The sequence below is a fragment of the Leptolyngbya sp. O-77 genome (assembly GCF_001548395.1).
Classification (GTDB): Bacteria; Cyanobacteriota; Cyanobacteriia; order Elainellales; family Elainellaceae; genus Thermoleptolyngbya.
The window spans coordinates 2,914,785-2,929,510 of record NZ_AP017367.1; the positions used below are offsets into that span (position 1 = coordinate 2,914,785).

At 54.3% G+C, this 14,726-nt stretch carries 16 protein-coding genes and 1 pseudogene; 15 read left to right on the plus strand and 2 right to left on the minus strand.

Annotation, left to right across the window (positions count from 1 at the left end; genetic code table 11):
* Positions 1 to 219: 219 nt before the first annotated feature.
* The 14 genes and pseudogenes from O77CONTIG1_RS12385 to O77CONTIG1_RS12450 all read left to right on the plus strand — a co-directional run bounded on the left by O77CONTIG1_RS12385 (position 220) and on the right by O77CONTIG1_RS12450 (position 11,978).
* Positions 220 to 1,398, plus strand: coding sequence for an NAD(P)/FAD-dependent oxidoreductase (locus O77CONTIG1_RS12385; protein ID WP_317134096.1), 1,179 nt, complete (start codon positions 220 to 222; stop codon positions 1,396 to 1,398).
* A 1-nt stretch (position 1,399) separates the two neighbouring features.
* A complete protein-coding gene (locus O77CONTIG1_RS12390) occupies positions 1,400 to 1,951 on the plus strand; it encodes an Npun_F5560 family protein (protein WP_068510985.1) in 552 nt (183 codons plus the stop codon).
* Complete coding sequence (locus O77CONTIG1_RS12395; protein ID WP_068510986.1) at positions 1,952 to 2,614, plus strand: hypothetical protein; 663 nt, start codon at positions 1,952 to 1,954, stop codon at positions 2,612 to 2,614. It begins immediately after the preceding gene.
* A gap of 263 nt (positions 2,615 to 2,877) precedes the next feature.
* Entirely contained in the window at positions 2,878 to 3,843 is a 966-nt protein-coding gene (locus tag O77CONTIG1_RS12400) for a type I glyceraldehyde-3-phosphate dehydrogenase (protein ID WP_410503506.1), read from the plus strand.
* 144 nt (positions 3,844 to 3,987) lie between these two features.
* The gene (locus tag O77CONTIG1_RS12405) at positions 3,988 to 4,272 is read left to right on the plus strand and encodes a DUF3288 family protein (protein ID WP_068510991.1); all 285 of its coding nucleotides are present in this window, start codon (positions 3,988 to 3,990) and stop codon (positions 4,270 to 4,272) included.
* A gap of 5 nt (positions 4,273 to 4,277) precedes the next feature.
* On the plus strand, positions 4,278 to 4,655 hold the full coding sequence (gene hpxZ / locus O77CONTIG1_RS12410; RefSeq protein ID WP_068510994.1) for an oxalurate catabolism protein HpxZ: 378 nt from the start codon (positions 4,278 to 4,280) through the stop codon (positions 4,653 to 4,655).
* A 45-nt stretch (positions 4,656 to 4,700) separates the two neighbouring features.
* Complete coding sequence (zds, locus tag O77CONTIG1_RS12415) at positions 4,701 to 6,170, plus strand: 9,9'-di-cis-zeta-carotene desaturase (RefSeq protein WP_068510996.1); 1,470 nt, start codon at positions 4,701 to 4,703, stop codon at positions 6,168 to 6,170.
* A gap of 273 nt (positions 6,171 to 6,443) precedes the next feature.
* Complete coding sequence (locus O77CONTIG1_RS12420; protein WP_068510998.1) at positions 6,444 to 7,046, plus strand: hypothetical protein; 603 nt, start codon at positions 6,444 to 6,446, stop codon at positions 7,044 to 7,046.
* Positions 7,047 to 7,296: 250 nt separating this feature from the next.
* A pseudogene (locus O77CONTIG1_RS28380) lies at positions 7,297 to 7,434 on the plus strand (ParA family protein); the annotation flags it as partial.
* Between the two features lie 216 nt (positions 7,435 to 7,650).
* Positions 7,651 to 8,259 (plus strand): response regulator transcription factor, encoded by a 609-nt coding sequence (locus tag O77CONTIG1_RS12430; protein ID WP_286132699.1) that lies wholly within the window; start codon positions 7,651 to 7,653, stop codon positions 8,257 to 8,259.
* On the plus strand, positions 8,256 to 9,707 hold the full coding sequence (locus tag O77CONTIG1_RS12435) for a sensor histidine kinase (RefSeq protein WP_084782574.1): 1,452 nt from the start codon (positions 8,256 to 8,258) through the stop codon (positions 9,705 to 9,707). The genes O77CONTIG1_RS12430 and O77CONTIG1_RS12435 overlap by 4 nt, the downstream gene beginning before the upstream one ends.
* Positions 9,708 to 10,113: 406 nt before the next feature.
* Complete coding sequence (locus O77CONTIG1_RS27935; protein WP_286132292.1) at positions 10,114 to 10,359, plus strand: hypothetical protein; 246 nt, start codon at positions 10,114 to 10,116, stop codon at positions 10,357 to 10,359.
* A 162-nt stretch (positions 10,360 to 10,521) separates the two neighbouring features.
* Entirely contained in the window at positions 10,522 to 11,094 is a 573-nt protein-coding gene (locus tag O77CONTIG1_RS12445; protein ID WP_286132293.1) for a ParA family protein, read from the plus strand.
* A complete protein-coding gene (locus tag O77CONTIG1_RS12450; protein WP_068511009.1) occupies positions 11,091 to 11,978 on the plus strand; it encodes a M28 family peptidase in 888 nt (295 codons plus the stop codon). Before O77CONTIG1_RS12445 ends, O77CONTIG1_RS12450 begins: the two co-directional genes overlap by 4 nt.
* 101 nt (positions 11,979 to 12,079) lie before the next feature.
* Here the strand turns inward: O77CONTIG1_RS12450 and proC are convergent, their stop codons facing one another.
* Both proC and O77CONTIG1_RS12460 read right to left on the minus strand, forming a co-directional pair.
* Positions 12,080 to 12,874 (minus strand): pyrroline-5-carboxylate reductase, encoded by a 795-nt coding sequence (proC, locus tag O77CONTIG1_RS12455; protein WP_225894569.1) that lies wholly within the window; start codon positions 12,872 to 12,874, stop codon positions 12,080 to 12,082.
* Positions 12,875 to 13,072: 198 nt separating this feature from the next.
* Positions 13,073 to 13,648: a cell division protein SepF gene (locus O77CONTIG1_RS12460; protein WP_068511011.1), complete on the minus strand. Its 576-nt coding sequence runs from the start codon at positions 13,646 to 13,648 to the stop codon at positions 13,073 to 13,075.
* Positions 13,649 to 14,471: 823 nt separating this feature from the next.
* Here O77CONTIG1_RS12460 and O77CONTIG1_RS28385 point away from each other — a divergent pair.
* Positions 14,472 to 14,645, plus strand: coding sequence for a hypothetical protein (locus tag O77CONTIG1_RS28385; RefSeq protein ID WP_172799679.1), 174 nt, complete (start codon positions 14,472 to 14,474; stop codon positions 14,643 to 14,645).
* The last annotated feature ends 81 nt before the right edge of the window (positions 14,646 to 14,726 follow it).

A 14,726-nucleotide genomic window follows, 5' to 3' on the forward strand; every position in this document is an offset into this window, starting at 1 on the left:
TTTGCAGGGGCTTATGCTTGGGGGCTTGCTCCAGCCCAACCTATAGAAATTCCAGGCTTCTCATTTCAACCTCAGATTTCCCTGCTAGCCTTAAAGAGACTATGAGCTAGCTAAGAATCTTGATTCGATCCATCCGCTTTTGGATCGCTTGTCGCTTTATCTGGGTTGTTCCTGGCTGAATTAACCCTGCATTTCTTACACGCCGCCTCCCACTGCGTCATGAAGCTGAGTAAAAAGAATCTGGGCGATCGCCTCAATCATGTCTACGATGTCATCATCGTCGGCGGCGGCGCGGGGGGGCTTTCCGCAGCTATCTATCTTCAGCGCTATCGCCTCTCGTGTCTAGTCGTCGAAAAAGGTAGGGGCCGCTCCTTCTGGATGCAGGATTTGCGGAATTATCTGGGGCTACCACCCGACACACCCGGCCGCGACCTGCTGCAACAGGGGCAAGATCACGCACTATCGCTCGGTGCAGACTATCTGCGCGGCTATGTGGAATCGGTCGAAGACGAGGGCGACACCTTTGCGGTGAAAGTGAAAGTCGGCAAGACCGACAGCGTGTATCCCGTATTTCGGAGCAAGTATGTCATTGCCGCCAGCGGCATCATCGACCATTTGCCCCATCTAGAAAATATGCAAAACGTGTACGATTACGCAGGCTATAACCTGCACGTTTGCATGATTTGCGACGGCTATGAAATGGCCGACAAGCGCTGCGGGCTGTTCGTCAACTCTGAAGGCAACATCAACACCGCCTTTGTGCTGAACTGGTTTACGCCCTACATCACCGTGTTCACACAGGGTTTGTTTGAAGTGAGTGCAGAAATGCGTAAAAAGTTGCGCGATCATGGCTATCCTTTAGTAGAATTGCCCATTAAGCGCTTCCTGGGGCGTGACCATGAGATGACCGGCGTTGAGTTAGCCGACGGCTCTATAATTCCGCTGGAAACGGGACTGGTGGCGATGGGTTCCCACTACTTTAACGAGTACCTGCAAGGGTTGGACTTGGAGTGGAAGGGCAACAACTTGGTGACTGACGGGATGTGCCGCACGTCTCACCCCCGCATTTTTGCGCTGGGAGATCTAAAAGAGGGAATCAACCAGGTGGCGATCGCCGTTGCCGATGGAGCGCTAGCTGCAACTGCCATCTGGCGCGAGATCCGACGAGCCTCACCACCCCGCCTCTGGGAAGCGCATTTAGACAACTCCCATTCCGAACCCCCATTCCCCACAACCTACCCCCCTGAGTCCCTTCCCCCCAACCTGTCGAAGCCTCCTCCTAATCGAGTCTCCAGCCATTTCACCAAAATCCAAAATCCAAAATTCCCTTCTACCACTCACTCACCCTTAGCCCTTTTCCCGTTCCTGCTAGAACCACCGAACCGCCAGTCGGAGTGATATGACCCATTCTCTAACGATCCCAGAACTCCAGGCAGAAGTCGCGCACCTGCGTGAAGAACTCCAAATGCGCGACCAGCTCGTGCAACAGTTGTCGCAAGAGCTATTTCGACTGGTCAAAGGCCAGTCCAATCAGGCTCCTTCGGCGGCGCTGTCGGAGCGGCATCAAAACGAGATGCGCGTGCTGCGAGAGCAACTTCAAGCCGTTGAGCAGCAGGTCGGGTTCTATCAAGAGCAGATCGCCAGCCGCGATGCAGAGGCTTATCAACTGCGCCAGTCGGTGCAGGAGTTGACCGATCGCTCTCGGATGCTGGAACAAGTCGTTCAGGAATTGCCTCATATCTACCGCCAGAAATATCTGGAGCGCTTGCAGCCAGTGAAAGAGAAAGTGGCGCAGATTCAGCAGGAAAATCGCCGCCTCCATGCGGAATTGCAGAGTGTCAGCTATCGCCTTGCCGTTCGCACGCGCCGCGTCACGCAAATCGACCTGCCCAGCTTCCCGCGTGCTGGTGCGCCAGTGCCCGTATCGGTTTCGTCCTACGGCGGTGCCTAAGTGGCTCAGGTTTGGATTATTGCAGAGCCGGATGCGGTTGCAGACGTGGCGGTTGCAGCACTGAAGCGGGCCGTCGCCCAGTGCCCCACAGGTTTCACATCCGATATGGTTCGAGTTGTCGCGCCCGCCGACCTGCCGCCCATCGTAGCCCCGGAGGACATCCTCTGTCCGCTGACGCTAGCGCTGCCAGACGCTCTAGAGTTTCCTGGCGCGTCGGTGTTTCGCGCCTGCGCCGACGTTGACGGTCTGCGCCAGGCGGTAGCAGACTGCTTCGGCACAAAAACTGGCGACGGTTCGCTCTGGCTGCCGATCGCCCTCACCGTCAAAGGCCCACTCTACGGCGAGGCGATCGCCCTCGACGCTGATTCCCCCACGCAATACCGCCAGCCCTACCACCTGAGCGATCGCCAACGCCAGCCCCTCTATGCCCTGTCCTTTCGCCTGCTCGATAGGCTACAAGCCCCACCCGCCGTCTACCTATTGCAGTTTGCGCTGAGCGATGAAGGCGTAGTGTTCGATCGCCTCTGGCCCTACCCAGCCGCAGGGGCGATCGCCAGTCTGTCTATCCAAACACCAGATCTGTTTACCGCCCACTGGCTCTGCCTCAGCCATCAGGCTCTACTCGACCTCAGCATCCCCGGCCTCCAGACAGAAATTTTATAGAACTTATAAGTTTCGCCAGTTTCGCCCTTGCAAAGGGTAAGTATAAATGCCTATACTGAATGTCGTCAGAACAATTCTCTGACGCAGATCAGCTTGAGAGTTTTCGATCCCCGATGCCTTACCGCTCACGCTGATTTCCTTGAGTGGTGAACTCTTAAAAGTGTATGATCTGTTTCAACATTGGCGAATTTTTAGTGTAAAGAGGGCAAGACGCAGTGATTAGAGTAGCAATTAACGGCTTCGGGCGCATTGGGCGAAACTTCATGCGCTGCTGGCTGGGCCGATCCCACAGCGATTTTGAAATTGTTGCTATCAACGATACCTCCGACCCCCGCACAAACGCGCACCTGCTGACCTACGACTCGATGCTCGGCAAGCTCGATGCCGACATCAGCGCCGATGAAAACACCATTACTGCTAACGGTAAGGTCGTTAAGTGTGTCTCCGATCGCAACCCCCTCAACTTGCCCTGGGGTGAATGGGGTATCGATCTTGTAATTGAATCAACGGGTGTGTTCACCAGCCGCGAAGGAGCCTCCAAGCACCTAGAAGCTGGAGCCAAAAAAGTTCTGATCACTGCGCCCGGTAAGAATGACGACGGCACTTTTGTGGTCGGTGTCAACGAAAAGGACTACGACCACAGCAAGCATACGATCATCAGCAACGCAAGCTGCACCACCAACTGTCTTGCGCCGATTGTGAAGGTGATCAACGACAACTTTGGCATCATCAAAGGCACGATGACCACCACCCACAGCTACACGGGTGACCAGCGCTTGCTAGATGCCAGCCACCGCGATGTGCGCCGGGCCCGCGCCGCTGCCCTAAATATCGTCCCCACTAGCACGGGTGCAGCTAAGGCCGTTGCCCTAGTAATTCCTGAAGTGGCTGGCAAGCTGAATGGGATTGCGCTGCGAGTTCCTACGCCCAATGTCTCCGTGGTGGACTTTGTGGTGCAGGTTGAAAAGCAAGTGATTACGGAACAAGTCAACGAAGCCCTCAAGAGCGCCTCTGAAGGGGATCTAAAGGGAATCCTGGGCTATAGCGAGTTGGAACTGGTGTCTTGCGACTATCGCGGCACCGACTTCTCTTCTGTGATTGACTCGAAGCTGACGATGGTGCTAGGCGGCGACATGGTGAAGATCATCGCCTGGTATGACAACGAGTGGGGCTATAGCCAGCGTGTGGTTGACCTGGCTGAGGTGGTGGCGCAAAAGTGGATTGCCTGAGTTTTGCCTGAGCCATGCACGCTGAACCCCTCAGCCCCTTGACTCGACGTTTCCCCCCTCTAGACAAGTGCTGTAATTGGGTTGCAGCCTTATGCTAGAGGGGGTTTTTAATGTTGTAAGAGATCAGAAAGTCCAGAGCATGATATGGCCGAAAAGCAAGACCAGCAGCATCCTCAGTGGAGCAGCGATCGCCAAATTGCCAACGCGCTCCTCTCCGGCGACCCAACGGACTATAACCTCAGCGAACTGGCGCGGCTACGGATTCGCTACAACGGGTTTCCGGGTGCGCGAGACATTCAGGCCGACTTGGACAAGGTGCTAGAACAATGGGGTCTGACGGAGGAGGAACTGTTTGAAAAAACGCGCCAGATTCACCAGACCAGCCAGATTTATCAAGGGCGCAATAATCAGCGAGAAGACTGGAGCTAGCAAGCGTGGAGATTAACCGACCGGATGTGGTGGCGGAAGTGACTGCCGCCTTTAAGCGCTATGAGCGGGCGCTGGTGAGCAATGACCTGGCGACGCTAGACGAACTGTTTTGGCAGAGTCCGCACACGATTCGCTATGGCGCGACAGAAAATTTATATGGCTATGGGGCGATCGCCGCCTTTCGCGCTAGCCGTCCCACGGCCGACCTCAGCCGCACCCTGAGCAATACCGTCATCACCACCTACGGCAGCGACTTTGCCACCGCCAACACCGAATTTCGTCGCACGAGTTCTGGCAAAACGGGCCGCCAGAGCCAGACCTGGCTACGAACGCCAGCGGGTTGGCGGGTGGTCTGCGCTCATGTGTCCCTGTTAGGGGGTTAAAATATGTAAAGAAATTCTTAAAGCAAGTCTGAAGGGATTGGCAGAATGCGCGTTGCAATCGTTGGGGCAGGGTTGGCAGGGCTGGCAGCGGCGGTAGAGCTGGCGGATGCGGGTCATGAGGTATCGCTCTACGAAGCCCGGACGTTTGTGGGTGGCAAGGTGGGCAGCTGGATTGATGCCGACGGCAACCACATCGAAATGGGGCTGCATGTCTTTTTCAACAATTACAACAACCTGTTTGCGCTGATGCGAAAGGTGGGCGCGTATGAAGCGCTGCTGCCCAAGGAGCATGTGCATACCTTTGTGAATCGCGGCGGCGAGATTGGCAAGCTGGATTTTCGCTTTTTGCTGGGCGCACCCTTTCACGGGCTGAAGGCGTTTTTCACCACGGGCCAGCTAACGCTGCTCGACAAGCTGCAAAATGCGATCGCCCTCGGCACTAGCCCCATCGTCCCCGGTTTGGTGAACTACGATCTGGCGATGAAGCTGATTCGTGATCTGGATTCCGTCAGCTTTGCCGACTGGTTTCGCAGCCACGGCGGTTCGCAGCACAGCCTGGAGCGCATGTGGGACCCAATCGCCCTCGCCCTCGGCTTCATCAACACCGAGGAAATTTCCGCCCGCTGTATGCTCACCATCTTTATGATGTTTGCGGCGAAGACGGAAGCCTCGCGGCTGAATATGCTGGCAGGTTCCCCCGATGAATATTTGCACAAGCCGATTCTGAAATACATCCAGGAGCGCGGCGCACGGGTGTATACCCGGCGGCAGACGCGACGGATCTTGTTTGAAGAGAAAGACGGCGAAACGGTGGTAACGGGGCTGGCGATCGCCAATGGCGACACCGAAGAAACCGTAACTGCCGATGTCTACCTGGCCGCCTGCGACGTGCCCGGAATTCAGCGCCTCTTGCCCGCCGAATGGCGCAAATATCCCGAATTTGACAATCTCTACAAGCTGGAAGCCGTGCCCGTGGTGACGGTGCAGCTCCGCTTCGACGGATGGGTGACAGAACTGCAAGATGCAGAGCAACGCAAACAGCTTGACCACGCCGCCGGACTCGACAACTTGCTCTACAGCGCCGATGCGGATTTCTCCTGCTTTGCCGACCTGGCCCTCACCAGCCCCAAGGACTATTACCGCGAGGGCCAGGGTTCGCTGATGCAGGTCGTGCTGACCCCCGGCGACCCGTTTATCAAAATGAGCAACGAAGACATTGCCCAGCACGCGCTGAAGCAGCTCCACGACCTGTTCCCGTCTTCCCGCGAGCTGAACATGACCTGGTTTAGCGTGGTGAAGCTGGCGCAGTCGCTCTATCGCGAAAATCCGGGCATGGACCCCTACCGTCCACCCCAAAAGACCCCCGTGCCGAACTTCTTCCTGGCGGGCAGCTACACGCAGCAGGACTATATCGACAGCATGGAAGGCGCAACGATTTCCGGCAAACAGGCCGCCGCCGCCATCCTGGAGCCGACGGGCTACAAGGTTCAGGGTACGGGATTGTTTAAGTATTGATGAGATTGATGAGCCTAGAGGGCAGACTCAGGACTGTGTAGCCTTTGGAAGCAACAGCGGAAGCTTCCATCAAGGCTGTATAAAGTTTTCTCTAGAGTTTTCATGCCTGTTTTTCGATGTCTTTAGAATGAGTATAAATTGCGACAAAACTTACGCATTTCGATGAGTTTTGCCAAGTTTTGAATCTCCCTTCGGGGAAATTCGTAAGATCTCTCCAACTGCGTAGTTTTCACACGATCTCTTCTAACTTTGATTTGAAAGATAGGGTAAAGAATGACGCTTATTTCTGCTAGCAATGGTCAGTGGGGATTTCTCAAGGGAAACACGCTTCAAGTGCGGGGTACAGGACGGACATTTCTGGATATTGCCCAGTCCAAGGACGGCAAAATTTTCGCGGTGACTGGCTCCAGTCTCTATCGATTAAACCGTTCTGGACAGTCCAGTTTTGTTGGGTCTTTGGGTATTGGCTCAATGAACGCGCTGGGTTTTGATGCCAAAGGTAACTTATTTGGCGCTGCGGGTCAGGGATTTTATCGGATTAATCAAGGCACGGGCCAAGCAACCCTCATCAGACAAATTCCGGGATTTTCGAGCAGTGGGGATATTGCTTTTGATGCATCCCGGAAACAGTTTTTTGCCACCAGTCGATCGCCCGGATCATCTTTTGATGTGCTAGTTTCTATCACACCCAAAGGCAAAGCGAGACGGGTGGGCAATATTGGGTTTGGCGATGTGTATGGGTTGAGGTTCGATCGGGGGACTCTGGTTGGCTATACACTACGCAATCAGGAAATCTCGATTAATTTGGTTACAGGAGCCGGTCGCTTCCGGCGCGTGATTCGTGTTGGAAGTTCTGTAACATATGGTGCAGCGTAGTATTCGATGTTGTCGCTGCGTGCCTAATCTGGGCTGATCGCTCGTTATCTTATTTTGTACCTTACTTGGTTTCCGAATGAGATCTCTGGCTGCGATCGCCCTTCGGTTCCTTCTGTGGCAGCCAATCGCCAGATTGTAAAAACCACATCTCAATAACCCTGCGTGCCTCTTTCCCCAGTTCTAAATCCTAGAACCTGCTTCCGGCGCGATAGAATTCCAGTACCAGGGCAGGCGAAGACTGAAGGAGCGCGTGATTATCACGGTTGCCAGTTTCAAAGGAGGGGTGGGGAAAACGACCGCGGCGATTCACCTGGCGGCGTTTTTGCAGACGCAGGGCGAAACGCTGCTGATCGATGCCGATCCGAATCGCTCGGCCACGGGCTGGGCCAAGCGCGGAAGTTTGCCTTATGAGGTGATCGATGAGTGGCGATCGCCCGCCCTAACCTTTTTATGAGACTAACTTGGAATACTGAATAGATAGAATAGATGGAGATGCGTCCCCAGACCTCGTGAGCTGTTTAGTCAATATGAGAATTCTTTTTGCGGGAGGACGATCAAGACCCTTGAGCCACTAGTAGTTGCCCTATCTCAGGTTGGGCACTTGGTGGATGCTGTGTCAGATGGAGACACAGCCCACTACCTGATGAACGATAAAGAGTATGATCTGCTGATTTTGGACTGGATGTTGCCTAGGGTCAGCGGGATTGACCTATGCAAGCTGTACCGTCATTCTGGGAAAGGTGTGCCTGTGCTAGTCTTGACTGCACGCGATACCACTGCGGATAAGGTAGCAGGTCTGGATGCTGGGGCAGATGACTATGCGGTGAAACCAGTTGATGTAATAGAACTATTGGCACGAGTGCGGGCACTAGGACGGCGATCGCCCTTATGGATTGGCGATCGGCTAACTCTAGGCAATCTCGTTCTTGATTTATCCACAATGACTGCCTACTGGGGCGAGGCAAAAGCTGTCCTCACAGTTCGCGAGTTTCAGTTTTTAGAGTATTTTTTGCGTCACCCTAATCAAGTTTGTACTCGTGACCAGCTTGAGTTAAACCTCTGGGAATGGGACAAGCAGCCTGAAAGTAATGCCGTGAGTAGCCAAGTCCGACGACTGCGACAGCGCCTCAAGTCTTTAGGCATCGAAGACTGGATTGAGACCATTTACGGAGTAGGGTATCGGATGCGTATTCCTGAGACACAATCTCGATGAGTAATTCTTCTATACCGACCACATCTCAGGGAATGCGCCCTGCAAGCTATCAAGGTGTAATCATCATGTCTATTCCCATCGTGTGCTTGCTGAGCTGCGTTGGGGTACAAGCATGGCTAGATCATGAGATTGCCCAACATGAATCGCAGGTGCAGCACACTCAGAAAGTGCGCCTAGAAACTCAGTCCTTGCTGAATCACCTAATCGATGCCGAAACTGGAGTACGCGGTTTTGGATTAACCTATCGCTCAGAGTTTTTGCAACCTTACAATCTTGCTCGCCTTGAAATTCCTGAATCCCTACAAAATCTAGAAGCCCTGGTTAGCGATAATCCTCAGCAAACTCGGCAACTAGCTACGATTAAGGAGCTGGTGAGGGAGAGCATCATTCTGTTAGACAACAAGCTGCGCCTAAAGCGTCAGCTTCATGAAACAGATTTGCATCAGCTAAGCCCTGCCCCACAAGAGGATTTCTACGCATGGCTTGAAGAGGGGCGAGAAATTATGGACACCACGCGCCATGCGATTTATACCTTCACACGGCAAGAAGAAATACTCCTACACAATCGCCAGCAACAGCTAGACCGCTATCGTCAAATTAATACATTCGCGCTACTAATCTCTGTCTTGATTGGTGTTAGCAGTGGTGGCTTCGCAATTCATTTATTCCTCCAACTCAACCGCGAATTGACAGCGCGGGAGAGTTTTCTACAAGCTACCAACCTTAAGCTTGAGCAAGCGTGCGATCGCCTTGAACAATTTACGGCCAACGCCTCTCACGAACTCCGCGCTCCAATTGCGGCTATTCTTAGTAATGCCCAAGTCGGCTTGATGGCCCCAGCCCACGATTCAGTTCAACCACGTCAACGACTGGATAAGATTGTGTGCTTGGCTCATTCAATGAAGACCTTGGTAAATGATTTGCTGTTTTTGGCACGGCACGAAGGAAAGCCAGATGAGCAATCTCTCCAGACCTTTGATGTGCGATCGCTCCTGGCTGCACATCTTAAAGAACCTCAGTACTTGCAACTTCAGGACACCCTCAACTTCCAGATCATTGGCGACTTGCCCGATCATCCGGTTACCTTGCGAGGTGACCCTGACCTGATTAAGCAGGTGATTGCAAACTTACTCAACAATGCCTGCCGCTATACACCTACAGGCGGCTTGATTACAGTTCGTCTGCGGGCAGCAGAGGCAGCAATCATTCTGGAAGTTATCGACACAGGAATTGGCATTGCTCCCGATGCTTTGCCCTATATTTTTGAGCGATTTTATCGTGAAGATCGGGCCCGCGCCAGAGAGACCGGAGGGTTCGGGCTAGGACTGGCGATCGCTCGGCAAATTGTGCAAGCTCACCAAGGCACAATTACAGCAACAAGTAAGGTAGGTGAGGGATCGACCTTTACAGTCACGCTGCCACGCAATCTTTTACCTGACCGAGCATAGCAGAATTCACCATAGTGGGTGGATTTAGTGTTGCCGTCTTAGCGCTACCGTCATAGTTCTGTCATAATTTCCTGCTACATTGCAATCGTGTTACCTAAGCATGTCACCCAAGAGATTCATTAAAGCAATACAAATGTATCGGCTACATTAGCCAAGCACATTATGACTCAAGCGCATTATTCAAGCATTGAGAATTCCAGTATTGAGAGTCCTGTGGGTAGCATGCTTAGAACCTCATACTAGGAGTCGAACTTAGGAGTCGCCACTTATGAAGTATCTAGCTTCAGGGATTGCTTCACTTCTTATCGCTGGAACAAGTCTGCTCGGCATTAGTCCACAGGCTAATGCTCAAAGTGTTCCCATTGGGAATTTACGTGGTTATCAGGGTATTACGATTACGGGAACTGTGCGGAGCATTGTCGGCAACGAGTTCCTGCTTTCGGATGGCACAGGCGAGATTATTGTGGACGCTGGGCCGCGCTGGTATCACCAGATCAACCTATCGCAAGGGGAGCGCGTGACGGTTGTAGGTGAGTACGATGATTACGATTTTGATGCCTTCCGCATTACTCGACAAAATGGCGAAGTCATTGTGATTCGCAACGGCCCTGGTCGTCCACCGTGGGCAGGCGGACGGGGTCGAGGAAGATAGCCATCCCGGTGTCGCAAAGTAAGCTTCCAGCGTCCCGTCCTCTCTGCCTTTGCCATCGGATCTGCCATCGAGCCTGCCCTCAGCGCGATAGAATTTCAGTGCCAGGGCAGGCGAAGACTGAAGGAGCGCGTGATTATCACGGTTGCCAGTTTCAAAGGAGGGGTGGGGAAAACGACCGCGGCGATTCACCTGGCGGCGTTTTTGCAGACGCAGGGCGAAACGCTGCTGATCGATGCCGATCCGAATCGCTCGGCCACGGGCTGGGCCAAGCGCGGAAGTTTGCCTTATGAGGTGATCGATGAGTGGCGATCGCCCCAGCGAGTCCGCAACTTTAGCCATGTGGTGATCGACACGCAGGCGCGACCCGTGCAGCGCGATTTGGAACTGCTAACCGACAGCTGCGACCTGCTCATTTTGCCAACCACGCCCGATATGCTGGCGATGGATGCGCTGGTGTTGACGCTGGAATGCCTGCACACCATCGGCGCGAACCGCTACCGGATCATGCTCAACATCATTCCGCCCAAGCCGAGCCGCGATGGTGAAACCGTGCGATCGCTCTTGCAAGAATCGGGAATGCCTGTGTTTGCGGCGGGCGTGCGGCGGCTAGCGGCGTTTCAAAAGGCAGCGCGGGCAGGAGTCCTGGTATACGAGGTGAAAGATCCGCGTGCAGCGGACGGCTGGCAAGATTACGTATCCGTGGGTCAGGAAATGCTGGAGGGCTTTGGCGGATGACAAACGACAGGAGCAACGCAGACGCTGAAGATCCTGACTCTCTCAGCATAAAAAGTCAGCTTTGGGCACATTTGCAGGAGATTGCACGAGAGCGCGATCCCTATCTTGCCAGCGAGGGGCATTTCTACGTCCAGCAATATATCCAAGGACACCTGGCGCAATTTGGCTCGGTGGAGATGCAGCCGTTCACGATTCGCGGCCAGACGCATCACAATATTTTGCTGAAGTTACCAGGACAGCAAGCAAATCGCCCGCCGATTGTGATTGGCGCACACTACGACGCAGTACCCGGTTCGCCCGGAGCCGACGACAATGCATCGGGGGTGGCGGTGCTGCTGGAACTGGGGCGATCGCTCTCTACTCAACCCGCCCGTCATCCCGTCTGGCTGGTCGCCTTTGACCTGGAGGAATTTGGGCTATTGGGCAGTCGCCATTGTGCCGAACAGTTGCACGCCCAGGGTCAACTGCTGCGGCTGATGCTGTCGCTGGAAATGCTGGGCTATTGCACCCCGCAGCCCGGTTCACAGCAGTATCCCGCCGAGTTTTTCTATCGGCTCTATCCCAGCCAGGGCAATTTCTTGGGACTGGTGGGCAGTCCAGCGACCCTCCTGGATATGCAGCGCCTCAGCCGCAGCCTGCACCAGGTTGGCCAAGTGCCTGCTCACTGGTTTCCTGCACCGAATCGCGCCAAGTCCCTCCCCGACCTGCGCCGCAGCGACCACGCCCCCTTTTGGGATTTGGGCTATCCCGCGGTGATGCTCACCGATACGGCCGACCAGCGCAATCCCCACTATCACCAGGCCAGCGATCGCCCCGAAACCCTCGATCTGGATTTCCTCACGGGCGTGTGTCGGGGCTTGCGGCATGGCATTCAGAGCTTGTGATTTTAGATTTTAGATTTTAGGTTTTAGATTTCAGACTTTAGATTGGTGATTTTGGCTCGCAAGTCTAGAGTTTGTAGTGCGTCTGGCGATTCAGCGGATGCCTAGCTGCCTAACTCCCGCGATCGCCCAGCCGCCGCTTTGACGGCTTCGATCAGGGCGGAGCGGAGTCCCGCCTTCTCCAGCGCCGCGATGCCTGCAATCGTCGTACCGCCGGGACTGGTGACGCGATCCTTCAGTTCGCCGGGGTGGAGTCCCGTTTCTGCCAGCAGTTGAGCCGTGCCGCGCACCGTTTGGATGGCAAGCTGGGTGGCGATCGCCCTCGGCAAACCCGCTGCCACGCCGCCATCGCTCAGCGCTTCGATCATCAGCGCCACATAGCCCGGGCCAGAACCGGAAAGTCCCGTCACTGCATCCATCAGCGATTCGGGCACTTCTACCACTTCGCCCACCGCCGCGAAAATTTGCCGCGCCAGCGCCAGATGGCTGGGCTGGGTGTGCCGACCTGGGGCGATCGCCGTCATGCCCGCGCCCACCGTCGCCGGAGTATTGGGCATCGCCCGCACAACCGGATGATCGGGAAAACTAGCCTCGAGCTTTTGTAAGGGAACGCCCGCCAAAATCGACAGCACCAGCATCGCGGGGGCGGTCGGTGGCAGCGCCTGAATCACCGTATCAAACACCTGGGGCTTGATGGCCAGCAGCAACACTTCGGCGTGCTGCACTGCGTCGGCGTTCTCTGCCGTCACCTGCACACCATATTCCTCCGCTAGATAATCGCGCCGAGTCGCCGCAGGTTCCCCAACCGTCACCTCATCCGACGCGCAAACACCCTGATCGAGCAGGCGAGACAGCAGCGCCTCTGCCATCACGCCGCCGCCAATAATTCCCAGCTTCACGGCTGCCTCCTTTCTTGTTCTGGTCTTGCTCTGGGTGTTCTTGCTCTGGGTGTTCTTGCTCTGGGTGTGTTGCTTTAGTCCAAACAGCACAAAATCTAGACAGCACAAAATCCCCTTAGGCCAGGCTCTAGAACTGCGAATGAGCAGCCGTTGACCAGCAGCCAGAAGGGGGAGATTGCGAGTGCGACCTCTGGAAAATTAAGCCATGCGAGCTTGCGGATCTGCGCCCCAGGTGGGAGCAGGAGAAGTCATGGGGCGACCGGGACGCATCGGCTGCTGGAGCGGAATGTCCGCAGGGGGGTTGAGTTGGGTGCTGACCTGGACGCAGTTGGGCGTGAACAGAAAGATGCTTTCGCCGATGCGCTCTTGATGCCCGTCGATCGCATAGGTGCCGCCCGCCAAAAAATCCACTGCCCGCTGAGCCTGGTCAGGGTCCATAATGGTCAGGTTTAGCACAACCGACTTGCGCTCCCGCAGGGCGCGAATCGCCTGGGGCATTTCTTCAAAGGTGCGGGGTTCCATGACCACGACTTCAGACATGCCGTTCACACCGGGCATTCCGATGACATTGCCCATACCGGAGCCAGCGTCGGTGGTCATCAAGGGGCGATCGCGCAGCCGGCGGCGGCGCGGCTCCTCTTCGACGACTGGCTGGACGTTTTCTTCTTGATAAAGATTCTGATATTCCTGTCCGTCCATTTCGTCGTACTCATATTCATAATCGGCCGGGTCATTCAGGCCCACAAAGTCACGCAGCTTAGAAAAAATGCTCACAGGTCACGCTCCATCACATAACGTTAATTGGGTTAATTTTTGACAATCCCATCTGACAAATCTGACAATCATGCCAGGGCAAACTCTAACATGGAGTGGAAATTTCAAATCGAGACTTCATACACTCAGGCAAGAGTACCCCTATTAACCCGACCGCGATAAGGCTTAAGCATAAATTAATAATCTAAGCGCTTACCCAACGGGTCTGAAATTCCGCTCAAGTTACTTGTTTTGAGTTATCAGTATATAACAGATTTAGAAAATCAATCCCTAATTTGGAATTGATTAAAAAAATTGCCAATCGCACAAGACGCGATCGCCTTCACAGCTTATCTAACCAATCCAGAATTCTCAAGTCATGGCAGCCTGGTTTAATTTGGCATTTGATCTTATCCCCAGGTTGCACCGATCAGGTTTGTTAATCAATCGAGCAGCCTAGCCGATCGGTCTCCTCAAGAATGCTGCGATCGCCCGCTTGAACATCGGTCTTTAAACTCAGAAGCGATCGCCCAAGCGGTAATTCAGCCTGAATCCTAGACTGAGATTAATGCACTTAGGTCAGCTTTGATCAGGAAAACCTATTAATGGCGATCGCGCTTCCCAGTTTGCTGATCAATCCTCTGCAAGATGGGCAACCATCCTGGAAGCAGATGAGACGATTTCTCTACCAGCTCGGACACAGATCAAGCCTGCTCCACTCAGCGATTTTTTTCGATTGAATGGTAGAAAGCAGAGGTTTACAAAGCCTGATCGCAAAATATCGGGATGCTGAATTGCAAAACCCCATTGCCATTTCTAGAGTGGGGCCTTTGAGCAGCCCCCAGTGCGAACGAACCCAATGATGAATCAGTCGTTGCACCTCCAATATTCGCTGTCATCCCTAGACACACTTGGCGCAGAGGTTCTGTCGTCTACTTATGATGAGGGGCGCGTTGCCGAACTGATTGAAGCCGCAGGCTGCCGGTTCATCTATCTGACACCCGCCTGGATACCGTGAGAACCGACGCTCAGGAGTCCCACTTAATCTCAATTAATCTCAATTAATCTCAATTCCGACTCGCTTCAGATTCGATTTTCT